The organism is Actinomadura logoneensis, assembly GCF_003428695.1.
Classification (GTDB): Bacteria; Actinomycetota; Actinomycetes; order Streptosporangiales; family Streptosporangiaceae; genus Spirillospora; species Spirillospora logoneensis.
The window spans coordinates 25,925-50,829 of the sequence record NZ_QURH01000336.1 but is presented as its reverse complement, the minus strand read 5'-3'; the positions used below and the strand labels follow the sequence as shown (position 1 = coordinate 50,829).

The 24,905-nt window shown below is 72.3% G+C and carries 19 protein-coding genes; 9 read left to right on the top strand and 10 right to left on the bottom strand.

Annotation, left to right across the window (positions count from 1 at the left end):
• Nucleotides 1-193: 193 nt before the first annotated feature.
• The 3 genes from DZF91_RS39010 to DZF91_RS22155 form a co-directional block, all read right to left on the bottom strand.
• A complete protein-coding gene (locus DZF91_RS39010) occupies nucleotides 194-919 on the bottom strand; it encodes a hypothetical protein (protein ID WP_147341261.1) in 726 nt (241 codons plus the stop codon).
• Between the two features lie 435 nt (nucleotides 920-1,354).
• The gene (locus DZF91_RS22160) at nucleotides 1,355-2,503 is read right to left on the bottom strand and encodes an aldose epimerase family protein (RefSeq protein ID WP_235834469.1); all 1,149 of its coding nucleotides are present in this window, start codon (nucleotides 2,501-2,503) and stop codon (nucleotides 1,355-1,357) included.
• Between the two features lie 40 nt (nucleotides 2,504-2,543).
• Nucleotides 2,544-4,643, bottom strand: coding sequence for a M28 family peptidase (locus DZF91_RS22155; protein ID WP_117359365.1), 2,100 nt, complete (start codon nucleotides 4,641-4,643; stop codon nucleotides 2,544-2,546).
• Nucleotides 4,644-4,807: 164 nt separating this feature from the next.
• On the opposite strand from DZF91_RS22155, the gene recD2 reads away from it, so the two are divergent.
• On the top strand, nucleotides 4,808-7,018 hold the full coding sequence (gene recD2, locus DZF91_RS22150; protein ID WP_117359364.1) for an SF1B family DNA helicase RecD2: 2,211 nt from the start codon (nucleotides 4,808-4,810) through the stop codon (nucleotides 7,016-7,018).
• A 159-nt stretch (nucleotides 7,019-7,177) separates the two neighbouring features.
• Here recD2 and DZF91_RS22145 read toward each other — a convergent pair whose 3' ends face one another.
• The 3 genes from DZF91_RS22145 to DZF91_RS22135 all read right to left on the bottom strand — a co-directional run bounded on the left by DZF91_RS22145 (nucleotide 7,178) and on the right by DZF91_RS22135 (nucleotide 10,125).
• Nucleotides 7,178-7,744, bottom strand: coding sequence for a hypothetical protein (locus DZF91_RS22145; RefSeq protein ID WP_117359363.1), 567 nt, complete (start codon nucleotides 7,742-7,744; stop codon nucleotides 7,178-7,180).
• Between the two features lie 225 nt (nucleotides 7,745-7,969).
• Nucleotides 7,970-8,512: a CGNR zinc finger domain-containing protein gene (locus tag DZF91_RS22140; RefSeq protein ID WP_117359362.1), complete on the bottom strand. Its 543-nt coding sequence runs from the start codon at nucleotides 8,510-8,512 to the stop codon at nucleotides 7,970-7,972.
• 182 nt (nucleotides 8,513-8,694) lie between these two features.
• Nucleotides 8,695-10,125 (bottom strand): type I glutamate--ammonia ligase, encoded by a 1,431-nt coding sequence (locus tag DZF91_RS22135; protein ID WP_199486797.1) that lies wholly within the window; start codon nucleotides 10,123-10,125, stop codon nucleotides 8,695-8,697.
• 155 nt (nucleotides 10,126-10,280) lie between these two features.
• On the opposite strand from DZF91_RS22135, the gene DZF91_RS22130 reads away from it, so the two are divergent.
• Nucleotides 10,281-11,429: an amidohydrolase family protein gene (locus DZF91_RS22130; RefSeq protein WP_235834468.1), complete on the top strand. Its 1,149-nt coding sequence runs from the start codon at nucleotides 10,281-10,283 to the stop codon at nucleotides 11,427-11,429.
• Nucleotides 11,430-11,491: 62 nt separating this feature from the next.
• Here DZF91_RS22130 and DZF91_RS22125 read toward each other — a convergent pair whose 3' ends face one another.
• On the bottom strand, nucleotides 11,492-12,253 hold the full coding sequence (locus DZF91_RS22125; RefSeq protein WP_235834467.1) for a dioxygenase family protein: 762 nt from the start codon (nucleotides 12,251-12,253) through the stop codon (nucleotides 11,492-11,494).
• Between the two features lie 249 nt (nucleotides 12,254-12,502).
• On the bottom strand, nucleotides 12,503-12,733 hold the full coding sequence (locus tag DZF91_RS39005; RefSeq protein WP_147341260.1) for a hypothetical protein: 231 nt from the start codon (nucleotides 12,731-12,733) through the stop codon (nucleotides 12,503-12,505).
• On the opposite strand from DZF91_RS39005, the gene DZF91_RS41265 reads away from it, so the two are divergent.
• Together DZF91_RS41265 and DZF91_RS22115 are read left to right on the top strand one after the other, a co-directional pair.
• Nucleotides 12,722-13,024 carry a helix-turn-helix domain-containing protein gene (locus tag DZF91_RS41265; RefSeq protein ID WP_199486796.1) on the top strand — a complete coding sequence of 101 codons (303 nt, stop codon included), beginning with the start codon at nucleotides 12,722-12,724 and terminating at the stop codon, nucleotides 13,022-13,024. The two genes, DZF91_RS39005 and DZF91_RS41265, sit on opposite strands and share 12 nt — an antisense overlap.
• Before the next feature lie 4 nt (nucleotides 13,025-13,028).
• A complete protein-coding gene (locus tag DZF91_RS22115; protein WP_117359361.1) occupies nucleotides 13,029-15,041 on the top strand; it encodes a hypothetical protein in 2,013 nt (670 codons plus the stop codon).
• Between the two features lie 101 nt (nucleotides 15,042-15,142).
• Here DZF91_RS22115 and DZF91_RS22110 read toward each other — a convergent pair whose 3' ends face one another.
• Complete coding sequence (locus DZF91_RS22110; RefSeq protein ID WP_117359360.1) at nucleotides 15,143-16,189, bottom strand: alpha/beta hydrolase; 1,047 nt, start codon at nucleotides 16,187-16,189, stop codon at nucleotides 15,143-15,145.
• A gap of 80 nt (nucleotides 16,190-16,269) precedes the next feature.
• On the opposite strand from DZF91_RS22110, the gene DZF91_RS22105 reads away from it, so the two are divergent.
• From DZF91_RS22105 to DZF91_RS22085, 5 genes are all read left to right on the top strand, one after another.
• Nucleotides 16,270-16,791, top strand: a complete 522-nt coding sequence (locus tag DZF91_RS22105) for a MarR family winged helix-turn-helix transcriptional regulator (RefSeq protein WP_117359359.1) — start codon at nucleotides 16,270-16,272, stop codon at nucleotides 16,789-16,791.
• Nucleotides 16,792-16,881: 90 nt separating this feature from the next.
• Nucleotides 16,882-17,850: an AraC-like ligand-binding domain-containing protein gene (locus tag DZF91_RS22100; RefSeq protein ID WP_117359358.1), complete on the top strand. Its 969-nt coding sequence runs from the start codon at nucleotides 16,882-16,884 to the stop codon at nucleotides 17,848-17,850.
• 185 nt (nucleotides 17,851-18,035) lie between these two features.
• A complete protein-coding gene (locus tag DZF91_RS22095) occupies nucleotides 18,036-18,428 on the top strand; it encodes a VOC family protein (protein WP_117359357.1) in 393 nt (130 codons plus the stop codon).
• A gap of 1 nt (nucleotide 18,429) precedes the next feature.
• On the top strand, nucleotides 18,430-19,248 hold the full coding sequence (locus DZF91_RS22090) for an alpha/beta fold hydrolase (protein ID WP_117359356.1): 819 nt from the start codon (nucleotides 18,430-18,432) through the stop codon (nucleotides 19,246-19,248).
• A 59-nt stretch (nucleotides 19,249-19,307) separates the two neighbouring features.
• A complete protein-coding gene (locus tag DZF91_RS22085) occupies nucleotides 19,308-19,730 on the top strand; it encodes a hypothetical protein (protein WP_117359355.1) in 423 nt (140 codons plus the stop codon).
• A 679-nt stretch (nucleotides 19,731-20,409) separates the two neighbouring features.
• Here DZF91_RS22085 and DZF91_RS22080 read toward each other — a convergent pair.
• Nucleotides 20,410-24,711 carry a DUF7507 domain-containing protein gene (locus tag DZF91_RS22080; RefSeq protein WP_147341259.1) on the bottom strand — a complete coding sequence of 1,434 codons (4,302 nt, stop codon included), beginning with the start codon at nucleotides 24,709-24,711 and terminating at the stop codon, nucleotides 20,410-20,412.
• Nucleotides 24,712-24,905 lie beyond the last annotated feature (194 nt).

Below are 24,905 nucleotides of genomic sequence, written 5' to 3'. Positions count from 1 at the left end.
GGCGGCGCGCCCGTGCCCGGCACGCGCGTGCTCGGCGCGGGCGTGCTTGGCACGCGTGGCGGTCCGCGCGGTGGCGGGGCAGGCGAGCGCGACGGTGATCGCCGCAGCGGCGGCAGGGGCGAGCACTGCTTGGGCTTTGGTCATCGAAGTCCGTCCTGGGCGGGGTAGGTGATGGGCTGGGTCGGCGGGTCGATCAGCACGGGCGGTAGGCCACGAGCACGCCGTTGTCGTAGACCGGGCACAGCTTCGGCCCGGGATGCGTCCTGGGCTTCGGCTGGGGCTTGGGATGGGTCACCCGAGGCGGCGGGACGTGGCGACGCGGCGGCGGGTTCTGGTGGTGCGAGGAGGGGGCCGTCCCTCCGCCGCCCCTGGCCGGTGCCGACGGCGCATGGGGTGCGTGAGCGCCGGAGTGCGTGGGACTGGCCTGCGCGGACGGCCGTTCCGTGGGCGAGGCGACGCCCTTGGACGGCGCGGCGCCGGTCGGCGGGACGGGAGCGGTCGGCGGTACGGCGTCGGGCGGCGGCGGGGCGACCGCGGACGGCTGGTCGGCGGGGGCGGTGCTCGGAGGCGGGGCCTGCGGAGCGGGCGACGGGCGGGAGTCCTGGCTGACCAGCGCCCAGGCCAGCGTGCCGCCGGCGGTGGCCGCCACGGCGCCGACGACGGTGAGCACCAGACCGCGGGAGCGCCGCCGGATGGAGGGGGCGGTCCGGGGCAGCGACGGGAGGTCGGCCTCCCAGAAGGAGGTCTGCTCGGGCGGCGGGGAGGTCGTCGCGAAGAAGCTCCCCGGCTCCGGCTCCGGCTCGGGCTCGTCGGCCCAGAGGGTGGTGAACGGGTCTCTGGCCCGCTGCGCCGCGTCCTGCCGCCGGGACGTCTCCGGCGGGACGTCGAGCGAGTCGAAGGAGGGCTTCTCGGAGGACAAGTGGCACCGCCGTCACGGATCGGGGCGCGTGGTGAGCCGGGCGCCGTCAAACAAAAGGGGCAGTATGCGGGATTACATGAAATTCCGAACACAAACCGCGCCTCACGGCAAGCCGCTGTCGAGCCCTCGATTCCATCAAGGGAGGGCGCGGAGAGAATGACCAAAACGATAAACGCGAACGGTGTCGCGGTCCAGTCCATCGGACCTGTTGTGGAGATGGGCGGAAGTGGCCGATGACCGTTCGGTGGCGTTTTGTGCGATCTCAGTGAAGGCTTCCCGCTTGCGTTTTCGGGTCGTTCATCAGTAGACGTCTCGGCTGGTCAGCGCACTCGTGGGCTGCCTCATCGGGGTCGAGCTGAGCCCGAGCACGCCCGAACAAACGAAGAACGGGAGGGAATGAGCCACTTGGGCGCATTCCCTCCCGTTATGTAAGGATCAGCGGGTGGTCGAGAAGGCGTAGGTGGTCGTCGAGGTGAACACCTGGCCGGGGCGCAGAACGGTCGAGGGGAAGTTCGGGTGGTTGGGGGAGTCGGGGAAATGCTGCGTTTCGAGCGCGAAGGCGTCGCCCTGGCGATAAGCGTGGCCGCTCGTCCCGATCAGGGAGCCGTCCAGGTAGTTGCCGGTGTAGAGCTGGACGCCCGGCTGCGTGGTGCTGAGTCGCAGGACGCGGCCGGAGCGCGGCTCGGTCACCGTGGCGGCGAGCACCGGTTCGCCGGGCCGGCGCTGGTTCAGCACGAAGTTGTGGTCGTAGCCGTGCCCGACCAGGAGCTGCGGATCGTTGGCGCGGATGCGCTCGCCGATGGTGTGGGGACGGGTGAAGTCGAACGGCGTGCCCTTGACCGGCGCCAGCTTCCCGGTGGGGATCTGGGTGCTGTCGGTGGGGGTGTACCGGGAGGCGTTGACCTGGAGCAGATGCCCGTAGGCGTCGCCCGTGCCCTCCCCGGCCAGGTTGAAGTAGGAGTGGTTCGTCAGGTTGACGATGGTGGCCTTGTCGGTCGTGGCCCGGTAGTCCAGGCGGAGCCGGTTGGCGGTTCCGAGCGTGTACGTCACGGACGTGGTGAGCGTCCCGGGGTAGCCCTCTTCGCCGGCCTTGCTGACATAGGTGAGCCGCAGGCCGACCGTGCCCCTGCCCCTGACGACCGTGGCCTTCCAGACCTTCGTGTTGAACCCCTTGATGCCGCCGTGCAGGCTGTTGGGGCCGTTGTTGACGGGCAGCCGGTAGGTCTTCCCGTCCAGGGTGAAGCGTCCCTTGGCTATGCGGTTGGCATAGCGTCCGATGAGAGCGCCGAAGTACGGGCCGCCGTTCTTGTCGACGTAGTCCTTCAGGGTGGCGAAGCCCAAGGCGACGTTGGCCTCGCGCCCTTTGCGGTCGGGGACGTCCAGCATCTGGATGATGCCGCCGTAGGTGAGGATGCGTACGCGCATCCCGTGCGCGTTGCGCAGGGTGTACCGGTCCACCCGGGTGCCGTCGGCGAGCTTGCCGAAGGACTCCTTGCCGATGGACGGCCCCTGCGCGGCGTCGGCGGGCGCGGCCACGAGAAGGGCGGCGGCGGCCAGCAGGACGGCGTTTCCGGCTGCGTGCAAAGACTTCATGGTCGTCCTCACATGCTCAGGGTTCGGGTTCTCACAGGCTCAGGGTTCTGGTCGCGGCTCGGAGGGCGGCGTAGAGGCGTGCCTCGTACGCGCGCGCGGTGGCCGGGTCGTTCTGCAGGAACAGCGCATCGTGCAGGGCGGGGAGCCGCTGGGTGGCGTATCCGGTGTCCAGGCCGGGCGCGTAGATCTGGTGGCGGTACCAGGGCCGCGCCGGAAGCCCGGCGTTGGTGAGAAGGTCCCGTTCCGTGCGCATGAGGCGGTCGTTGAGGGAGCGGAACGTCCTGGTGTCGCCCTTGGCCAACGCCGCGTCGGCCCTGGCCTGGAGCGACCCGGCCGCCTGCTCCCACGCCCGCGCCTGCTCGACGTCACGCGAGACATCGACCTTGACCTGGCCGAGCTTCTGGCGCTGCTCGGAGGTGAAGTCGTTGAGGTAGCCCACGGTCTCGGCGGCGTAGGGCTGGTACCGCATGGCGATGACGTCGGCGTTGGCCAGGCGCAGGGTCGCGATGCCTGCGAGCCGGGACATGGCCGCGTGGTACTCCCAGGTGGGGTCGCCGAAGCGCTCGGTGGAGTAGAAGTCGTCGCAGGTGCAGTGGTAGTTGCCGGACGCCCCGGGACTGCTCGCGCCGAGGTCCATGGCCGGGACGCCGTACCGCTGGAAGAACGGCTGGAAGTCGGAGCCGCCGCCGATGCGGTCGATCGGGGTCCTGCCGTTGTTCTGCTTCTTCCAGGCGTCGTAGAGCGTTCCGCCGGTGCCCGGCCAGCGGACCTCCTTGGACGCGTCGATGACGCTCTGGTCGAGCGCGGGCGTCGCCGACGGGCCGAACCGCGATCCGGCGGCGATGTCCATGTTCACGTAGGCGACCGTGCCGCGCAGTTGCCTCTCGTGCGCTTCGGCGTACTCGGTGCTGCCGTAGATGCCGTACTCCTCGCCGTCCCAGGTGGCGAGGACGATCGTCCGGTCGGGGCGCCAGCCGCGCTTCAGCAGCCGTCCGAGGGCGCGGCCCACCTGCAGCACGTTCTCGGTGCCGGACATGTTGTCCAGTGACCCGTACGCCCACGCGTCGTGGTGGCCGCCCAGGACGACCTGCTGGTCGGGACGCTTCGCGCCGGGGATGCGCACGGTCACGTCCCAGATTGGCGTGGTGACATAGGTGCTTTGCAGATCCAGGTGGACGCGCGTGCCGCCGGGCCCGAACCGGTAGGGGAAGGGCAACCCGCCCTGCCACTCCTTGGGAACCTGGGCTCCGTTGAGCGCGCGCAGGAGCGGCTCGGCCGCGCCGTAGGAGATCGGTGTCGTCGGGACGAGCCCCTGGAGTTCCGGTGCCTGGGACGGCTTCAGCCTGGGCGCGTTACGCGTCGAAGGCCATCCCGGTGTGAGCGGGTCGCCCGCGGCGTACATCATCTGGCCCACGCTGCCGCGCTGGATGCCGTCGGACGCGCGCCAGGGCCCCTGCGGGTAGACCGGCCCCCGGGTGAACCCGTCGTTGGCGGGGTCGGAATAGATGATGACGGCCTTGGCGCCCGCCTTGGCGGCCTGGCGCGGTTTCACACCGCGGAACACCTGCCCGTAGCGGACGAGCGCGATCTTCCCCTTGAGGGAGATCCCGTTCTTCGCGAGCAGGGCGAAGTCCTCGGGACGCCCGTAGTTGGCGTAGACGACCTCGCCTTCGACGTTCCCGGACGGAGACAGGCCGTTGTAGCCGGGGATGACGTCGTCGTAGTACTTCTGCCAGGGCTGCTTCTTCTCCTTGACCGGCAGGACGCGTCGCTGCGGCGCGGTCATCTCCACGCTCACGCGCTTGGGCCGCGACACGTACGTGTAGTACGTCTTCACCTCGGGCTTCAGCCCGTAGGAACGCAGCTCACGGACGATGCGCTGGACCCGGTGCCAGTCGCCGGTCGTCCCGGCGAGCGCGGGTTCGCGCGCGAGTTCGGCGTCGAGCCGGCGGGCCTCGGCGGCGGACGGGATCGCGCTGAACGCCCTCTCGTACGCGCGCTGCCAGGCCGACGACCTGGCGGTGAATCCGGGGACGGGGGCGGGGGAGCGGCCCGCGGCCGGGGCGGCGGCGACGAGCGGGACGGCGGTGAACAGGCCCAGCGCGAGAGCCAGGGTTCGGGAGCGGAACACCTGCGATACCTCCGGTACTCGTGGTACGGGTGCGCCCGGACCGTACGTCGCGCGCCCCGGAAGATCCAGCGCGCTCGCCGGAAGCGGCCACGGCGGCCCGCGGCGTCATCCACAGAACCGGGCTCGGTTTCGATGGCGGCGGACCGTCCGCGAGGATGAGATCCATGACGAACCAGGCGGCGGTCCCACCGAAACCGGTGGTCCTCGAGGCGGTGCTCGAACGGATCACCTACGCCAACGAGGACACCGGGTACACGGTCGCGCGCGTCGCCACCGAGAAGTCCGGCGGCGACCTGCTCACCGTCGTCGGCGCGCTGCTCGGCGCGCAGGTGGGCGAGAGCATCCGGATGACCGGCCGGTGGCGCTCCCACCCCAGGTACGGCCGCCAGTTCGAGGCCGACTCCTACAGCACGGTGCTCCCGGCGACCGTCCAGGGCATCCGCCGCTACCTCGGCTCAGGCATGATCAAGGGCATCGGCCCGGTGATGGCCGACCGCATGGTCTCCCACTTCGGCACCGACATCCTGCGCGTCATCGAGGAGGAGCCCGAGCGCCTGGTCGAGGTGCGCGGCCTCGGCAGGCGCCGCACGGCGCGCATCGCCGCCGCCTGGGAGGAGCAGAAGGCCATCAAGGAGGTGATGGTCTTCCTGCAGGGCGTGGGCGTCTCCACGTCGCTGGCCGTCCGCATCTACAAGCAGTACGGCGACGCGTCCATCGGCACCGTGCGCCGCGAGCCGTACCGGCTCGCCGCCGACGTGTGGGGCATCGGCTTCAAGACCGCCGACACCATCGCCCAGGCCGTCGGCATCCCGCACGACAGCCCGGAGCGCATCAAGGCCGGGCTCCAGTACACCCTGTCCGAGGCCGCCGACCAGGGCCACTGCTACCTGCCCGAACCCAACCTCGTCACCGCCGCCGAGAAGATCCTCGGCGTCGCCCGCGAGCTCATCGTCCCCGCGCTGGACGAGCTCGCCGCCGAGGAGGGCGTCGTCCGCGAACGCGTGAACGACGTCCCCGCCGTCTACCTGGTGCCCTTCCACCGCGCCGAACGGTCCCTCGCCCGCGGCCTCCAGACCCTCCTCAACGTTCCCCGCGACCGCCTCGCCGCCTTCGCCGACGTCGACTGGGCCAAGGCCCTGGCCTGGCTGCGCGGGCGCACCGGCACCGAGCTCGCCCCGGAGCAGGAGCAGGCCGTCCGGCTCGCCCTCACCGAGAAGGTCGCCGTCCTCACCGGCGGCCCGGGCTGCGGCAAGAGCTTCACCGTCCGCTCGGTCGTCGAGCTCGCCGCCGCCAAGAAGGCCAAGATCACCCTGGTGGCGCCGACCGGCCGAGCCGCCAAGCGCCTGGCGGAGCTCACCGGCCACGAGGCCGCCACCATCCACCGCCTGCTCCAGCTCCAACCCGGCGGCGACGCCAAGTTCGACCAGGACAACCCCCTCGACACCGACCTGGTGGTGGTCGACGAGTGCTCGATGGTCGACCTCATCCTCGCGAACAAGCTGGTCAAGGCCGTCCCGCCGGGGGCGCACCTGCTGCTGGTCGGCGACGTCGACCAGCTCCCGTCCGTCGGCGCGGGCGAGGTGCTCGCCGACCTGCTCGCCGCCGAGACGGCCGTCCCGCGCGTCCGGCTCACCAAGATCTTCCGCCAGGCGCAGCAGTCCGGCATCGTCGTCAACGCGCACCGCGTCAACGCCGGCGACCATCCGCACACCCGCGGCTACCCCGACTTCTTCCTGTTCCCCTGCGAGGAGTCCGAGGAGACCGCCGCCCTCACCGTGGACGTCGTCGTCAACCGCATCCCCGCCAAGTTCGGCCTGGACGCCCGGCGCGACGTCCAGGTCCTCACCCCGATGCACCGCGGCCCGGCCGGGGCGGGCTCGCTCAACGCCCTCCTCCAGGACGCGCTCACCCCGCACCGGGAGACCCTCCCCGAACGCCGCTACGGCGGTCGCGTCTTCCGTCCGGGCGACAAGGTCACCCAGCTGCGCAACAACTACGACAAGGGCGAGGCGGGGGTCTTCAACGGCACCGTCGGCGTCGTCACCGCCGTCTCCCCGGAGGACCACTCCCTCACCGTCCGCACCGACGAGGACGAGGACATCGACTACTCCTTCGACGAGCTGGACGAGCTCGCCCACGCCTACGCCATCACCATCCACCGCAGCCAGGGCAGCGAGTACCCCGCCGTCGTCATCCCGCTCACCACCAGTTCCTGGATGATGCTCCAGCGCAACCTGCTCTACACGGCCATCACCCGGGCCAAGAAACTCGTCGTCCTCACCGGCTCCCGCCGGGCCCTGGCCGCCGCCGTCCGCACCACGTCCTCAGGCCGCCGCCACACCGCCCTCGCCCACCGCCTCACCAGCCCCACCTGACCCGCCCACCCCTCAAGGGCCCCTGCCGGTTCCCGGCACAGCTGAAGAGCAGGGGGCTCAACACTCATCGCTGATGGGAGTGGTGTCGGCGGTTTCGAGAGCGGAGCGCAGGTCCGTCCGGTCGGGAAGGCCGACCCACGGGCCGTCATCCGCGGGGCGTCACCATCGGGCGGGCGGAAGTACCTCGCCGTCGTTGCAGAAAAGTCCGGCTACGGCCTTCTGTGTTCGCGGGGGCCTTCCCGCTAGTTCCGCGTAGACGTGCACGGGGAACGCGTACTCATCCCCTCCGCTGGGGTCCGGCCATACGCCCTTCTTCCCGTACGTGACGAAGGTGAGGCGGAGCTTTCTCCGGTCGCGGCCGTAGGAGAGGCAGGCGAACCAGTTGATCCCGTTGTTGTCGTCCTCGCGGATCTCGACGTGCGCGGGCCCTTGGAGAGGGGTGGCGAAATGGGTGATGAGCCATCCCGCTCCGTTCACACCGCTCTCCGACCGTTCATGGGTCGTCGGATCCACATCGAAGTCGGCGAGTCCGGCGGCGTCGCGCTGACGCAACCGCACGATGACGGCCGCAACGCGCTTCCGCAAGCTGGCGTTGTCATCCCCGCTGAAGGTCACCCCAGGTGGCGGCGGTGCCGCCGGGTGGCGCTCTTCCGGCGACCACGCGACCGCGGCGAAAGCGCCCGCGAGGAGCAGCGCCCCGGCGGCCAGAACGATGATCGAACGCATCGGAGTCACCCTTGGGCGTACGCGAATCCGACCTGTGGACGGTTCGCCCGCGCGGTGGGCCAGGAGGGCTTGTCGATCGCGTGCCGGGCGTCCGCCCGCGACGATGATTCGTTCAGTGAGTACTCCCCACCAGAATTTCCGGTCACGGTAGCAGCCGGAGTACGCCTTCGCCGCCCCCGCGACGGACGCATTGGCGCGGCGCTGGGGGCTCAGCGGGTCGCCGGGTCAGGGGGTGGGGGAGCGGCGGCGGGCGCGGTAGGCGGCGACGTTGGTGCGGTTGGCGCAGGTCTCGGAGCAGAAGCGGCGGCGGCCCGCGCGGGACGTGTCGGCGTAGACGCGGAGGCAGTCGGGGGCCGCGCAGACCCCGGTCCGGCCGATGCCGTAGGAGCAGACAAGCTCGGACAGGTGCATCAGCGTCGTGGAGCGGAAGCGCAGCGGGAGCTTCGCGGACGGCGGCGCGTGGTGCAGGTGCAGGCCGAGGCCGTCGTGGTCGGACAGGTGCGGGTTGGTCGGCGTCCGGTCGAGCAGCGCGTTGAGGACGGCGACCGCCGACGGCAGGTCGGGCGCCTCGAAGAAGGGGCGCAGCTCGCGGCCCCACGCGCGGTACTCGTCCGCGGTCGCCGGGTCGAAGTCCTGCCAGACGAAGCCGTTGACGCGCAGGATGCGGCGCAGCGCGTCGGGGCCGGCGTCGCCCTCCGGGACGGTGACGGCGTTCACCAGCGCGACCGCGGCGGCGACGCCGTGGCTGCGGTATCCGGTGATCTTCATGGGCTCGCGGACCTGCCTGTCGCGGTGTCGGTTCGGGCTGGCACCGAGATTATCCCGTCCCCTCGGCCGAGCCGGTCCGCTTGGACGACCCGCTCGCGCCGCCGCCCGGGAGGGGCGCCCGGACGGCGGTCGCCCGGACGGCGGTCGCCCGGACGGCGGTCGCCGGGGCCGGACCGGTCGGGTCAGTGGCGCCAGCGGGTGGCCTCGGTGATCTGCTCGGGGGACGACTGGGCGAACAGCTCGATCTCGCCGCGCCGGACGGCGGCGACCGTGTCGATGATCTCGGGGCCGAGGGCGTCGCCGAGCACCTCGTCCCGCTCGAACGCGGTGACGGCCTCCTCCAGCGACTCGGGGAGCGCGGCGATGCCGAGCCGGATGCGCTCGGTGTCCGACAGCGTCGCCGGGTCCACGGCGAGCGGTTCGGGCAGCGACGACTTCGCGGCGAGCCCGGCGCGGCCGGCGGCGAGCAGCGCCGCGAGCGCCAGGTACGGGTTCGCGGCCTCGTCGAAGCACTTGACCTCGAGGTTGGCGGCCCGGCTCCGGTCGCCGAGCGCGCCCTGGACCAGGCGCAGCGCGGCCTCCCGGTTCTCCAGCCCCCAGCAGCCGTACGCGCCCGCCCAGTGCGACGGGATCAGCCGCAGGTAGCTGGCGACGGTCGGCGCGCCGACCGCGAGCAGCGCGGGCAGCCGGTCCAGGACGCCCGCGGCGAACGCCTCGCCCTCGGCCGTCAGCCCGAACGGCTCGTGCCCGCCCGACATCGCGTTGACCGGGCCCCCGGCCGGGTCGTCCCGCCACAGGCTGAGGTGGACGTGCCCGCCGTTGCCGACCGAGTCGGCGAGCACCTTGGGGGAGAACGACGCGACCAGGCCGTGGTCGGACGAGACGGCGCGGATCGTCTCGCGGACGAGGACGGCGGTGTCGGCGGCGCCCACCGGGTCCTCGGCGGCGACCGACAGCTCGTACTGGCCGGGCGCGTACTCGGGGTGGAGCTGCTCGACCGAGACGCCCGTCCGGTCGAGCGCGCCGAGCAGGTCGCGCAGGTAGCCGGACAGCTCGGTGAGCCGCGTCATGCCGTACGCGGGGCCCTTGCACGCCGGGGTGAACCGGTCGCCGTCGTCGTCCGACAGGCACCACTCGATCTCGAACGCGGCGCGCACCGACCAGCCGAGGTCCGCCAGCCGTTCGGCCTCCCGGGCGAGCACGGCCCGGAAGTCCAGCGGGTGGACGGTCCCCTCCTGGGTGTACCGGGTCACCGGCGCCCAGGCCCAGCCGGGCAGCGCGGCGAGCCGGACGAGCCGGTCGAGGTCGGGGTGCAGCCGCAGGTCGCCGACCGGGCCGCCCGAGTAGCGCCCGGACACGACCGAGTCGTCCAGCAGGAACACGTCGAAGCACGGGGACATGCCGACGCCCCACGCCGCCGCGTGCTCCAGCCGCGCCACCGGCACGGTCTTGACCCGGGTGATGCCGCTGGTGTCGACCCAGCCCAGCACGACCCCGGCGAGGTCGTGCAGTTCGGGCGCCAGGCGCGCCGCGCGGGCCGCGAGCCGGTCCCGCTCCGCGCCGTCCAGGGGCTGGAAGGCCCGCCGTGCCGCTCCGCCGTCGTTCCGTTCCACGCCCTGCTCCCATCCCTCGGTCACCTCTGGCCGCCCGTGCGGACGCGTCGTCACGCGCGTGTGCGCGGCGCCCGGGCGTGGTGCGGATGCCTGGTGCCGCACGGTCGCAACTACGCATCGTAAGGTCGTCCTGACCGTATGACGAGGGAGGCACGGTGCTCCACGACGACATTCCGCCGCTGGTCGACCACCACTGCCACGGGGTGGTGCGCCGCGACCTCGACCGGGCCGGGTTCGAGGCGCTGATGACCGAGGCGGACGGGCCGGGCCCGCTCGGCGGCAGCCTCTTCGACTCGCGGGTCGGGCTGGCCGTCCGGCGGTGGTGCGCGCCCGTCCTCGACCTGGCGCCGCACGCCTCACCCGAGGAGTACCTCGCGCGCCGCGCGGAACTCGGATTCGCCGAGGTCAACCGCCGCTTTCTCGCGGGCGCGGGACTGGACTCCCTCTGCGTGGACACCGGCTTCGACTTCGACGCGCTGCTGACCCCGCGCGAACTGGGCGGCCTTGCGGACGCGACGCCTCACGAGATCGTGCGGCTGGAAACGCTCGCCGAGTCCGTCGCCGCGGAGCTGGACCGCCCGGACACCTTCCCGGACCGGTTCCGTGAGGCCCTGGTCGAGCGCACGCGGCACGCGGTCGGCGTCAAGTCGATCGCCGCGTACCGGGCCGGGCTCGACCTGCCGGGCGAACGTCCGCCGGACGGCGAGGTGGTGAAGGCGGTCGAGCGCCTGCTGCGCGGCTCCGGCGGGGACCCCCAGGGGCGCCGCCCGGAGCACCTGCGCATCGCCGACCCCGTCCTGCACGGCTTTTTGGTGTGGTGCGCCGCCGACCTGCGGCTTCCCGTCCAGTTCCATGTGGGGTACGGGGACGCCGAGGCCGACCTCACGCGCGGTGATCCGCTGCTGCTCACCGGGCTGCTGCGCGGGCTGGCGCCGACGGGCACGCCGGTGATGCTGCTGCACAACTACCCGTTCCACCGCAACGCGGGATATCTCGCGCAGGTCTTTCCGAACGTTTTCGCGGACGTCGGACTGGCGCTGCACGGTGTCGGCGACCGGGCCTCGGTCCTGCTGAACGAACTGCTCGAGCTCGCGCCCTTCGGCAAGGTCCTGTACTCGTCCGACGCCTACGGCCTCGCGGAGTTCTTCCACCTCGCGGCCGTGCTGTTCCGGCGCGCGCTCGCCCGGGTGCTGGACGGCGGCGTCGCCCAGGGCTCCTGGACGGGCGCGGACGCGTCCCGGCTGGCCGGGATGGTCGCCGCGGACAACGCCCGCCGCGTCTACGCCCTCGACCAGCGGCGATAGACGCGTCGGCCGTCAGCCACCCCTCGGCCTGCCGCGCCGGTCGGGCGAGCGCGCGGGCCGGGTCAGCCGAACTGTACGGACCGCTTGGCCATGCCGAGCCAGAAGCCGTCGATCGGCTGGCTGGTGTCGTCCGCGTCCTGCTCGGACGCGGCGCCCAGCGTCACGAACAGCGGCGCGAAGTGCTCGGTGCGCGGGTGGGCGAAGCCGGCGGCGGGCGCCTTGTGCCGGAAGTCGAGCAGCGCGTCCACGTCGTGCGCGGCGAGGGCGCGGCGGCCCCAGTCGTCGAACTCCGCGGTCGCGGCGGCGACGCCGCCGGACGGGTCGAGCGCGCGCAGGTTGTGCGTGAAGAAGCCGCTGCCGACGACCAGCACGCCCTCGTCGCGCAGCGGCGCGAGGCGGCGGCCCAGCTCGTACAGCTCGCCCGGGTCCAGGGTGGGCATGGACATCTGCAGCACCGGGACGTCCGCCTCCGGGTACATCTCCTTCAACGGGACGTACGCGCCGTGGTCGAGGCCGCGCTCGGGCGCCTCGTGGACGGCCGGTCCGAGCAGGCCGCGCACCTTGGCGGCCAGCTCCGGGGCGCCGGGCGCGGGGTAGGTGACCTGGTAGTACTTCTCCGGGAAGCCCCAGAAGTCGTAGACCAGCGGGACGGGCGCGGTCGCGCCGACCGTGACCGGGGCGTCCTCCCAGTGGGCCGAGACCATGAGGACGGCCTCCGGGCGCGGCAGACCGGCGGCCCAGGCCGCCAGCTCACCGGGCCAGACCGGGTCGTCGGCGAGCGGGGGCGCGCCGTGGCTGAGGTAGATCGCGGGCATCCTGACCATGCGCCCATATTAGTTCAAATTTCAACAAGTGCGCGCTCCGGGCCCGTCCCTTTCGCGTCACACCGCGAGGAGCCACGCGGCGACGTCGGCGACGAGCGCCGGATCGACGTGCCCCGGACGCAGGTAGTCGGCCCGGCCGGACGGTACCGAGCCGGGCAGGAAGAGGTCCGGCGGCCTCGTAGACGCGGCACTTCACGTCCGTCCGGCCGTCGAGCGCCGCCCGCCAGCGGGAGACGTCGTCGGCGACGGTCACCTGGGAGTCCCGGCCGCCCTGGGCGACGGACATCGGCAGGCCGAGCGCCTCCGCGGTCGCCACCGGGTCGTAGGGAGCAGATCCGCCCAGTAGGACGCGGGCAGGCCGAACGGCAGCTCGGCGGACGGCGTGTCCGGGGTCAGTGCGTCCAGCGCCGCGACCTGCTGCTCGATCCGCGCCGCGAAGTCCGCGTACGCCGGGTCGAGCGACGCCAGATGCCGCGACACCCGTACCGCCGCGCGGCGCATGGGCTCGGCGTCCGCCGCGAGCAGCACGAGTCCGTCCACGGGCACGGCCTGCGCGGCGACCGCGTCCTGACGACCTCGCGCCTCGCCGAACTGATCCCGGACGTCTCCAAGGCCACCGTCTACCGCCACGTGGACGCGCTCGCCGCCGGGAGAGTCCTGGAGGTCGCGGACGAGCGGCGCGTGCGCGGCGCGGTCGAACGCCGCTACCGGCTCAGCCCCGTCCTGTTCCCCGGCGAGCCTGGCCCGGACGGCGGCGCCGCCCCAGAATGACCCCGTGGCTCCCGACGATCTGACCGCTTCCGAACGTCTTCTCTGGGACGCGTTCCCGACCGGCGCGTGGGCCGACCTCACGGCCGCCGCCGACCGGACCGTCCGCGCCGGGGTCCTCCGGCGGCTGCTGCTCGGCGGGCGCGACCGCGAGCCGGGGGAGCTGGCCGCCGTCCGGCTCCGGGGGGCCACCGTCACCGGGAGGCTCGACCTGATGGGCGCCGCGCTCGACGTGGCGCTGGTCTGCGAGGACTGCGTCTTCGACGCGCCGCTGCGGCTGGCCGAGGCCGCCACCCGCACCGTCCGGCTCGTGGGCAGCCGCCTGGACCAGCTCAACGCGCCGCGCGTCCGGGTCGAGGGGGTGCTGGACCTGCGCGCCACCGTGGTCGACCGCGGCATCCGGCTCGCCCAGGCCGAGGTCACCGGCGGGATCCGGCTGCACGGCGCGGCCGTCGGACGGTCCGGGCACGGCACCGCGATCGACGCCGAGGGCGTCTCGGTCCGCGGCGACCTGGCGTGCGCCGACCTGACCGCGGACGGCCCGGTCGTGCTGCGCGGCGCCCGGATCACCGGCGTCTGCGACCTTCCCCGCGCCCGCCTCCACAGCCGGGGGGCGGTGGCGCTCGACATCGACAACACCGACATCGGCGAGGGGTTCGACGGCACGCGCCTGGAGACGCTGGGCGAGGTCAGGATGCGCAGCGCCGAGATCCGCGGGCCGATGGTGCTGCCCCGCGCCCGGCTCAGCAACCCCGGCGGCCTCGCGCTGAACGGCCCCCGCGCCCACCTCACCGGCGCGCTCTGGTGCGAGAAGGGGCTGACGATCGAGGGCGAGATGAACCTGACCGGCGTCCACTTCGACGGGGGAGTGCACCTCCCCGACGCGTGCCTGGACGGTGCCGGACGCGCCGCCCTCACCCTCGAGCGCGCCGCCGTCGGGCACTTCGAGGCGCCCCGCCTGTCCGTCCTCGGCGGCGAGATCCGGTTCGGCGGCGCGCGCGTCGCCGGGGAGCTCAGCCTGGTCGAGGCGTCCCTCGGCCCCGGCCGGGACGGCGTCTGCCTGGACATGGAGAACGGCGACGTCGGCGGCACCCTGCGGCTGGGCGGGCTGCGGGCCGAAGGCGAGATCCGCGTCAGCAACAGCCGCATGGCGGGCAGCGTGCTCGCGGCCCGGATGCGGCTGGGCGGCAGCGCCACCGGGGTCGCGTTCCGCTTCACCCGCAACCAGGTCGCCTCCAGCATCCGCCTGGTGAGACTGTCGGCCGACCGCGAGGTCCGCCTCGTGGACAGCCGCTTCCGTCTCGGCATCGACATGAGGGAGAGCGAGCTGCGGTGCCCCGGCGGCACCGCCCTGGACGTCTCCGGGGTCCGGGCGACCGAACTCGCCCTCCTGCCCGCTGCCCCCGTCGAGGGCAGGGTGGTGCTCGACGGCGCCCGGCTGACCGTCCTGCGCGACCTCCCCGCGGGCTGGCCGGAGGAGCTGAGCATGGACGGCTTCGTGTACGAGACGCTGCAACCGGTGCTGACGGCCCGCGAACGCCTCCGATGGGTGGAGCGCGCGCCGATCGACCAGCGCCCCCAGGCGTGCGACCAGCTCGCCGCGATGTACGTCCAGCTGGGACGGCAGTCCCAGGCGCAGCGCATCCTCTACGAGCGCGAGCGCGGCCAGCGCCGGTTCAGGCCGCCCGTGGCGCGCGCGTGGAGCCTTCTCCAGGACGTCACGGTCGGCTACGGCTACCGGCCGTGGCTCGCCGCCGCGTGGGTGGCGTTCTTCCTGACCGTCGGCACGATGGTCTTCTCCATGGAGCACCCCGCCCCGCTGAAGAAGGACGAGGCGCCGCACTTCAACCCGTTCGTCTACACCCTCGACCTCATGCTTCCGCTGGTGACGCTGGGGCAGAAGTACGCCTTCAACCCGGCGGGCGCGGCGCAGTGGTTCTCGTTCGTGCTCGTCGCGGTCGGCTGGATCCTGGTGTCCACGGTGGCCGCGGGCGTCACCCGCGCACTCACCCGCCGCTGACCGCCCTTCGACCGGCCGGAACCGACCGGCCGGAACCGACCGGCCGGAACCGACCGGCCGCTGATGCCGCGGCGACGGCCGGTCGGTTCCGGGGTGGTGCGTCAGTCGTCCGCCACCGGGGCGCTGAGGACGCGCGAGAGCCAGGCGACCCCCGGCGGCTGCCGGTACTCGACCGCGATGTGGCCGCCGTCGAACAGCTCGAAGTAGACCCGGTCGTCGGGCACGCCGGCGTCGGCGACCGCCCGCCGGAACGCCGTGGCGCCCAGGTCGAGGAACCACTCGTCGTGCGTCCCGGCGTCGATCCAGATGCCGCGCATCGACCGCAGCGCTTCCGCGTGGGCCGGGGCCATTCTGACCGGGTCCCGGTCGAGCCAGCGCCCCCATTCGTCCGGCCGGAGCGCGCCCGTCGCCGGGTCGAAGGGGAGCAGGGGCGTGCCGTCCTCGGCGGGGGAGAAGCATGCCGAGACGCCGAGGATCTCCAGCAGCCGCAGGTCCTCCGCCTTGGTGAACGCGACGCGCGACCGGAAGTCCTCCCACCAGGTGAAGATGTCGCCGTCGTAGGCGCGCAGGTCACGGACGGCCTTGTAGAAGTGCGGCGTGTACTGCGCCTCCGACAGCGAGTCGCCCGAGTGGGTGGCGAACGCGCCGAACAGGTCGGGCCGCGTCATCGACGTGATGGCCGCGCCGAGCCCGCCGCTGGACTTGCCCGCGATCCCGCGGTGGTCGCGGGACGCCAGCGTCCGGTAGTGCGCGTCCACCCACGGGACGACCTCGTCGCACAGGTAGGAGTGGTAGCGGCCGGTGCCGGGCGAGTCGACGTACTGGCTGCCGCCGTAGGTGGTGAACGCGTCCACGAACACCAGGATCGCGGGCGGCGCCTCGCCGCGCGCGAACAGCCGGTCCACGGCGACCGGCACCGGATCGCGGTAGGCGGAGGTGGCGCGGCTCCACGCCTGCACTTGGCCGGTGAAGCCGAGCAGCATGTACACGACCGGGTAGCGGCGGTCGGGGTCGTCGTCGTAACCGGGCGGCGTGTACACCCAGAGCGGCCGTTCGTGCGGGTCGCCGAGCGGGTTGCCGCGCAGCAGGACGCTGTCGAAGGTGTGCTCGTGGACGTGTCCGGCCAGGTCGTCGGGCCAGAGTGGCATGGCGGTCCTCCTCGTCGTCGGGGGTGACGGGCCGAGACAGTACTACGAAATGGAAATATCTGAAATGGTAATATCTCCTCATGGCACAGGACTCCATCGACCGGCACATCGCGTTCTGGTCCCGTGAGCTGCCCGACCTCGACCCGGACGTGGAGGGCGCGGTCACCCGCATGCAGGCGATCGTCCGGCGGCTGCGGCACGAGCGCGAGAGCTCCCTGGCCGGGCACGGACTCCAGGACTGGCAGTACGAGGTCATCTGGTGGCTGCGCAACGCCGGAGCCCCCTACCAGGCGAGTCCGACCTGGCTCGCCGAGGTCCTGGACGTCCGCCCGGCCACCCTCACCAACCGCCTCGAACGCCTCGAACGCGACGGCTACGTGGACCGGATCCCGGATCCGGACGACCGCCGCCGCCTGCTCGTCCGGCTGACGGCCAAGGCGCGGGAGGTGTGGGAGTCGGTGTACGAGGACCGCTCGTCCGGCGAGCACGTCCTGCTGTCGGCCCTCACCCCGGCGCAGCGCCGCCAGCTCTCGGACCTGCTGCGCGTCGTGACCCTCGCCGCCGAGCGGGACGGCCCGGACCTCCTCCCCCTGGCGGACTGACCGGAACGGCGGGCTGCGCGCACCCTGGATGATCTTCCGGGTACCGCCTGGTCGGCCCTACGATGGGGCGATTCTTTCGGGGAGGTGGCCTTGGCCGTCCTGATCCGTGCCGGTGACGTGCCCGCCGCGGAGCGGGTGGACGCCTGGCTGGGCATCGTGTGCGAGACGCTCGGCCCGCTGGACGTGCGGATGGACCGGGACGCCCCGCTGCACGGGCAGATCGAGGCGGTCCAGCTCGGACCGCTCGGGGTCGGCCGGATCGAGACCTCGACCCCGCACAGCGTGCACCGCACACCGGGGCTGATCCGGCGGGACGACCCCGACCACTACCGGGTCGTGCTGGCCGTCTCGGGCACGGTCCTGCTCGGCCAGGACGGCCGGACCGCGCGGCTGCGCGCCGGGGACCTGGCGCTCTACGACTTCTCCCGCCCCTACGAGCTGGTCTACGACTCGGCCGTCCAGCTGGCGGTCTTCAGCTTCGCCCGCCCGCTGCTCACCGTCCCCGCCGACTCGGTGCGCCACCTCACCGCCGTCCCCATCGGGCCGGACGAGGGCAGCGCGGCGCTCGCCGCGCCCCTGCTGCGCCGGGTGGCCGAGGACGCCGAGACCTACCGCGCGGCGGGCTCGTCCCGGCTGCCCGGCGTGGTGACGGACCTGCTCGACATGACCCTCGCCGAGCGGTCCGCGAAGGTCGCGGCGCTGGCGCCGGAGACCCGCGAGCGCGTGCTGCTGCGCCGCGTCCACGCGTTCGTCGAACAGCACCTCGGCGACGCGGCCCTCGACCCGGCGGCGGTCGCGGCGGCCCACCACGTCTCGGTGCGCCACCTGCACCGGCTGTTCGAGACCGAGCACACCACGGTCGCGGCGTGGATCCGCCACCGGCGGCTTGAGCGCTGCCGCCGCGACCTCGCCGACCCTGCCATGGCGCACCAGCCGGTGAGCAGCGTCGCGGCACGCTGGGGCATGCCCGACCCGGCGCACTTCAGCCGCCTGTTCCGGCGGGCCTACGGGGTGTCGCCCGTCGAGTACCGCCGCAGCGCCCTGATGCCGAGCGTCTGACACGCACGCAGCGGAGGCGGCCGGCCCGGTGCACCGCCCCCTCCGCTCGGCCTCGGCTGGGACATCGCTCGCGGCATCCGGGCGTGGCACGGATCGTCAAGCCCCTGGCGCTCATCGCCAAGCCCGGGGACGCCCTGATCGGAAGACTTGTCGCCACAAGACACCCGAAGAAAGGCGCAACCTCGATGTCCACCACGCTCTTCGTGAACCTGCCCGTCAGCGACCTCGAGCGCTCCAAGGAGTTCTTCACCGCGCTCGGCTTCGACTTCTACGGCATGACCGAGGACATGGCGTCCGTGATCATCAGCGAGCGCACCCAGGTGATGCTGCTGGCCCAGCCCACCTTCGCCGGCTACGCGCAGCACCAGGTCGCCGACCCCGCCAAGAGCACCCAGATGATCCTGGTGCTCGGCCTGGCCGACCCCAAGGAGGTGGACGAGCTGGTCGACAAGGCGCTCGCCGCCGGGGCCTCCGCCGTCGGCGAGCCCATGACCGAGGGCGGCCGGTACCAGCGCGGCTTCGCCGACCCGGACGGCCACCAGTGGTCCGCGCTGTGCCTGGCCGCCCCGGAGAAGTGAGGTGACGACGGCCCCCGGCCGCGTCTCGACCGGCACGGTGGTGTCCGCGGACGGGACGCCGATCGCCTACGACGTCACCGGCACGGGACCGGCGGTCGTGCTCGTCCACGGCGCGATGACGGGCCGGTCCCATCCGACGCTCGCCGAGGTGGCGCGGATCCTGTCCCCGTGGTTCACGGTGTTCAACTACGACCGCCGTGGCCGCGGGGACAGCGGGGACACCCCTCCCTACGCGCTCCGGCGCGAGATCGACGACCTCGCCGCCGTCATCGCGGCGGCGGGCGGCTCGGCGATGGTGTTCGGCGGCTCCTCCGGCGCGGCGCTCGCGCTGGAGGCCGCCGCCCGGCTCCCCGCCGTCACCCGGCTGGCCCTGTGGGAGCCGCCGTACCACGTGGGCGCCGGCGCGCCCGTCCTGCCGGACGACTTCGCCGCCCGGCTCGCCGCCCTGGTCGACGCGGGGGCCCGGGGTGACGCGGTGGAGCTGTTCATGGCGCGGGCCGCCGAGGTCCCGCCCGCCGCCGTCGCGGCGCTGCGGGCGGGGCCGTCCTGGCCGTGGATGGAGACGCTGGCCCGGACCCTCGTCTATGAGGCGGTGGTGATGGGGCCGGGCAACGCGTTCCCCACCCGGACGGCGGCCGCGATCGCCCGGCCCGTCCTCGTGCTGAACGGACGGGACAGTCCCGCGTGGATGCGCGCCGCGGGAACGACCGTGGCCCGGGGCATCCCGGGCGCCGTCCACCGGGTGCTCCCGGACCAGGCCCACGACGTCTCCGCCGCGGCCCTCGCGCCCGAACTCCTCGAGTTCTTCGCCCGCCAGTGAGGGGACGGTGCCTCTGATGACGCTTGACCACAAATGAAACTGAGTGCCAATATGGACTCATGAACGCGACGTTGACCCCGAAGATCATCGGCCAGGTCGAGAAGCACCACACCGCGGTCCTGGCGCGGGCCCTGCGCGGGACCACGCTGGACGAGCGGCAGTGGATCACCCTCAGCCAGCTCACCGCCCCGACCGGCCGCGAGGCCCACACCGCGCGCGTCGCCGGCCTCACCCGGTGGCCCGAAACCGCCGTCGAGGAGGCCCTCGACGCGCTGCTGGCCAGCGGATATGTGGAGCTTCTCCCGGACGGCGACATCCGGGCCACCGGCACCGGCCAGGCCCTGGTCGGCACCGTCCGGGCCGCGAGGGCCGAGACCATCAGCCGTGCCTACGGCGCGGCCACCCCGGAGGAACTGGCGGTCACCGCCCGGGTCCTCCAAGCCATCACCGCCCGCCTCGCGGACGATCTGGCGCGCTCCTGAGGCGGACCGTCCCGTGGGTCCGCGACTGGGAGTCGGAAGCACGCGAGCACGGTGACGGCCGACGCCGTCACCGTGCTCGTCCCGCCTCGCCTGACCGCGCGGCCTGAGGTGCGCCACGGTCACAACTTCGCGGTCGCGGCTCCGCGGTCGCGGCTATCCGGTCACGGCGACGTGGCCGTAGGCGGGGGCCTTCATCCACCTGGAGCACACCGGTTCCGCCGCCCGGACGGGAAGCCCGCGGAGTAGGCCATGTTCCGGACGAATCCGGCCTTCACGTCGTGCCGGGTGACGCGCTAGAAGGCCGTGCAGGTCGTCGCTTCTCGCCCGGACGCAGCGTCCGCTGCCCGCAGCGGATCGCCGACAGCCGACCGCCGCGCACGCGTTCTTCGCGCTCATGATCAATACGGGAGGTGGCGCATCTATCACAGATCGTTGGGAATCGCGATCTTCAGGTCCCGTCTGCCCGCAAAACAGGAGGAAGCGATCCATGCAGAACAAACCGCCTGGCGACACGCCCCGAGACCGGTCGGCGACGGTCCAGACGCTGTCCGACACGAGACCCGAGGCTGTCCGACACGAGACCGGAGGCTGTCCGGTACGAAACACGAAAGCACGGCGGCGATGAGCTCGCCGCCGTGCCTTCATGCCGTCACGCGGGAAGCGCGGACGGCGCCTCCTGTCAGCCGGTGACCGGGACGTGCCCGTAGGCGGTCACCCTGGCGGGCCTGGAGGCCACCGGGACGCGCGATCCCGGCGGCGTCCCCTCGGCGACCGCGCGGTTCCGCACGGCCCCGCGCCTCAGGTCCCCGGCGCGGACGCGGTACGCGGCGGTGCAGGTCATCGACTCCCTCGGCGCGAGCGTCCGCGTCGGGCAGCGGACCGCCGACAGACCGGGCAGGGCGTCCTCGACCCGGACGTCCCGCAGCGTCACGGTGCCCGTGTTGGTCACCCGGTAGCTGAAGTGCAGGACCTGTCCCACGTGCGAGAACGTCTTCGGCCGGACGCTCTTGCGCACCGTGATCCCGGCCTTGCCGGACCTGTGCACCGTGGACGTGGACGGAGGAGACTCGACCGGCTCTCCGTGGGGCGTCCTGCCGTGCACGGTGGCGCTGTTGCGGATCGAGCCGCGCCGCACGTCCTCCTCGGTCGTGGTGTAGGTGGCCGTGCAGGTCATGCTCTCGCCCGGCGCGAGTTCCGCACTCGGGCAGGTGACCTCCGAGAGGCCGCTCATCCGGTCGGTGACCCCGATGTCGGTGAGCGGCACGGTGCCGGTGTTGGTCACCCGGTAGGAGTAGCGGATCTCCTGGCCCGCCCGCGAGAACGTCCTCGGCTCGGCGCTCTTGCGCACGCTCATCCCCGCCTGCTCGCCGGGCCTGAACGGGACCGTGACCTCCGACGACGGCGACTCGACGGGTTCCCCGCCCTCAGGCGTGCCGTGCGCGGTCGCCACGTTGCGGACGCCGCCGCGGTCGACGTCCGCCTGCGTCGTCGTGTACGTGGCCGAGCAGGTGGTGCTCTGCCCGGCGGCCAGCGTCGTGGCCTCACAGGTGATGTTCGACAGTCCCGCGAGGTCGTCGGTGACGCCGACGTCGTGCAGCGTCGCCTCCCCGGTGTTGGTGACGCGGTAGGTGTAGGTGATCCTCTCGTCCGCGGCGGAGAAGGCCGCCGGTTCCGCCGACTTCTCCACCGCGATCTCCGCGGCCGGGGTGGGCGTGGCCGTGACGGTGGCCTCCGACGGCCCCGACTCGACGGGCTGGCCGCCCTCGGGTGTCCCGTGCGCGGTCGCCGTGTTGTGGACCTGGCCGTTCCGCAGGTCCTGCTCGGTCGTGGTGTAGGTGGCGTGGCAGGTCGTGCGCTCGCCCGGGGCCAGCGTCGTGGTCTCACAGGTGATGTTCGACAGTCCCGTGAGGTCGTCGGTGATGCCGACGTCGTTCAGGGTGACGTTGCCGGTGTTGGTGACGCGGTAGGTGTAGGTGATCGTCTGATTCGCGGAGGAGAAGGTGGTCGGCTCGGCCGACTTCTCCACGGTCATCGCCGCGTCGGTCTCGGCGGTGACGGTCACCCCGTCCGGCTGCGACTCGACGGTGGTCCCGTCCGGCGGTGTGCCGTGCGCCGTCGCCGTGTTGCTCACCGAACCCGCGTCCAGGTCCTCCTGGGTCACCCGGTAGGTGGCCCGGCAGGTCGTGCCCTCCCCGGGGTCCAGCGGTGACGTGTCGCACGTCACCGCCGACAGGCCGGGCAGGTCGTCGGTGATGCCGACGTTGGTCAGCGGCGTGTCGCCCGAGTTGGTGACCTGGTAGGTGAAGGTGATCGTCTGGTCGACGCTGCTGTACGTCATCGGATCCGCCGACTTCGTCATGGTGAGCGCCGGGTTTGTCGCGGCGGTCACGGTGACGTCCGACGGAAGGGACTCGACGGGCGTGCCGGATCCCGGCGGTGTGCCGTGCGCGGTCGCCGAGTTGGTGATGGAGCCGTTGACCACGTCCTGCTGGGTCGTGACGTAGGTGGCGCGGCACACCGTGCTCTCGCCGGGAGCCAGCACCCCGCTGTCGCAGACGATGGGCGACAGGCCCGCCAGGCCGTCGGTGATGCCGATGGCCTGCAGCGTCACGTTCCCCGTGTTGGTGACCAGGTACGAGTACGCGATGATCTGGTTCGCGGCGGAGTAGGTCATCGGCTCGGCCGACTTCTCCACGGTGATCGCGGGAGCGGCATTGGCCAGGATGGTCTCCTGGTCCGGCTGCGACTCGATGGGGCCGCCCCCGCCCGGCGGTGTGCCGTGCGCGGTCGCCGAGTTGGTGATGGAGCCGTTGTCCACGTCCTGCTGCGTCGTGATGTACACGGCCTGGCAGTCCACGCTCTGCCCCGGGTCCAGAACGGTCTGCGGGCAGTAGACCGGCAGGTTGCGGTCGTCGTTGACGCCGACGTCGGTCAGCGTGACGTTCCCGGTGTTGGTGACGCGGTAGGTGTAGAAGATGGGCTGGTACGCGCTGTCGAACGAGGTCGGCCAGGCCGACTTCTCCACGGTGAGCGCGGGCTTGGCGATGCCCGTGATGACGACCTCGTCGGCCGGTGACTCGATGGGCGTGCCCGCACCCGGGGGAGTCCCGTGCGCGGTCGCCCTGTTGCGGATCTCGCCGTTGTTCACGTCCTGCTGGGTGGTGGTGTAGGTCGCGTGACACTTGGTGCTCTCGCCGGGCGGGAGGATCGTGGTGTCACAGAAGATGGGCGACAGCCCCGGCAGGTCGTCGGTGATCCCGACGTTGGTCAGGGTCACGTTGCCGTTGTTGGTGACCGTGTACGTGTAGTTGATCGTCTCGTAGGGGCCGGTGAACTGGGTCACGTCCGCCGTCTTCTGCAGGGTTGTCGACGGGTTGAGCTCGGCCGGGACGGTGACCTCGCTCGGCTCCGACTGGATGGCCTCGCCGACGGGTGGCGTGGCCTTGGCGACCGCCGTGTTGTGGACGGCCCCGGCGTCCACGTCCGCCTGCGTCGTGACGTAGAGGGCGTGGCACCGGGTGCTCGCGCCGACGGCCAGTGACGTCGCGTCGCAGGTGATGGGCGACAGCCCCGGCAGGTCGTCGCTGATCCCGATGTCGGTCAGCGGCACGTCGCCGATGTTGGTGAGCGTGTAGGTGTAGTTGATCGTCTGGCCGGGCACGGAGAAGGACTCCAGGTCGGCCGACTTCTCCAGGTGGATCGCCGGGTTGAACATCGCGGTGATGACGGCCTCCGCCGGCGGTGACTGGATCGGCGTGGCCCCTCCGTTGACCCCGCCCGCTCCGGCCGGCGGCGTGCCGTGCGCGACCGCCCTGTTGCGGACGCTGCCGGCCTCCAGGTCGTCCTGGGTGATCTGGTAGGTGGCGCGGCACTCGGTGCTCTCGCCGGGCGCCAGCGTCGTCGTGTCGCAGGTGATGGGCGACAGGCCCGGCAGGTCGTCGGTGACCCCGACGTTGGTCAGGGTCACGTTGCCGTTGTTGGTGACCGTGTACGTGTAGGTGATCGTCTGCCCCACCCGGTTGTAGGTCATCGGGTCGGGCGTCTTCCGGAGCGTCAGTGCGGCGTTGACGTTGGCCGGGATGGTGTGCTCGCCCGGAGCCGACACGACCAGCTCGGTCGAGCCGCGCGGGTAGGCGAGGGCTCTGGCCACGTTGCGGATGGAACCCGCGTCCACGTCCGCCTGGGTGGTGACGTAGGTGGCATGGCACACCGTGCTCTCGCCGGGCGCGAGTTCCGCCGCGTCGCATGTCACCGGCGAGATGCCCGGCAGGGCGTCGGTGACGGAGATGTTGTACAGGGTGACGTTGCCCGTGTTGGTGAGCGTGTAGGAATAGTGGATCGCCTGGTTCGGCCCGTTGAACGCGCTGACGTCCGCGGACTTCCGCAGAGTGATCGCCGCGTTGGTGTCGGCGAGTACGGTGGCCTCCGCCCGGTTCGACACCGTGGGTGCGGACGCGCCGGGCACGGTGAACTGCGCGGTCGCCACGTTGTAGATCGATCCGCTGTCCAGGTCGGTCTGCGTCGTCCGGTAGGTGGCGGTGCAGTCGAAGCTCACGCCCGGCGCCAGGATCATGGACGGGCAGTCGATCGCCGACAGCCCGGGCAGGTCGTCGGTGATGTGGAAGTCCTCGAAGGCGGTGTTCCGGGTCTCGGCGGCCTCGAAGGGGATCGTGACGTGGTAGCGGTAGGTGATCGTCTGGTTCACCGCGTCGAAGGTCGTCGGGCTGGCCGTCTTCGTCAGCTGGATCGACGGCTCGGCCCGCGACTGGAGGGGCGCCCCGGGGCCGTCCGGGGAGGCCGGGCCCGTGGGCGCGGTCCTCTCGGCCGCGCCTTGGGCGTGGCCGACAGGGGCGTCGGGTCGTGCTCGACCCGACGCCGGTGATGCCGACGCGGTGATCAGCACGCCGCACAGAGCGGCGGCGACCAACGCTCTTGACTTGCCCAGATAGCGGAACATTCCGCTGCGGCGCGAACCGCCCATGTCTTCTCCCCTGCCCCCATGATCATTACGGCGCGTAATCTATCCGACACTGATCGTCAAGAATCGCGATCTTCGGGGTGTTGGAACGACCTTTTTCTGGTCGGTGGGAGAAAGGGTTCGACGGCCCCCAAAACGACCGCCGGGCTCACGGTCCCGATCCGGTGATCACGCTCATGACCAGCGCGAACGTCTTC

Excerpts from the sequence above, each read along its gene's own strand:
- recD2 (WP_117359364.1), top strand. The coding sequence starts at position 4,808 with ATGACGAACCAGGCGGCGGTCCCACCGAAACCGGTGGTCCTCGAGGCG.
- DZF91_RS22145 (WP_117359363.1), bottom strand. The coding sequence starts at position 7,744 with ATGCGTTCGATCATCGTTCTGGCCGCCGGGGCGCTGCTCCTCGCGGGC.
- DZF91_RS22140 (WP_117359362.1), bottom strand. The coding sequence starts at position 8,512 with ATGAAGATCACCGGATACCGCAGCCACGGCGTCGCCGCCGCGGTCGCG.
- DZF91_RS22125 (WP_235834467.1), bottom strand. The coding sequence starts at position 12,253 with ATGGTCAGGATGCCCGCGATCTACCTCAGCCACGGCGCGCCCCCGCTC.
- DZF91_RS41265 (WP_199486796.1), top strand. The coding sequence starts at position 12,722 with ATGCCGCGACACCCGTACCGCCGCGCGGCGCATGGGCTCGGCGTCCGC.
- DZF91_RS22110 (WP_117359360.1), bottom strand. The coding sequence starts at position 16,189 with ATGCCACTCTGGCCCGACGACCTGGCCGGACACGTCCACGAGCACACC.
- DZF91_RS22105 (WP_117359359.1), top strand. The coding sequence starts at position 16,270 with ATGGCACAGGACTCCATCGACCGGCACATCGCGTTCTGGTCCCGTGAG.
- DZF91_RS22095 (WP_117359357.1), top strand. The coding sequence starts at position 18,036 with ATGTCCACCACGCTCTTCGTGAACCTGCCCGTCAGCGACCTCGAGCGC.
- DZF91_RS22085 (WP_117359355.1), top strand. The coding sequence starts at position 19,308 with ATGAACGCGACGTTGACCCCGAAGATCATCGGCCAGGTCGAGAAGCAC.
- DZF91_RS22080 (WP_147341259.1), bottom strand. The coding sequence starts at position 24,711 with ATGGGCGGTTCGCGCCGCAGCGGAATGTTCCGCTATCTGGGCAAGTCA.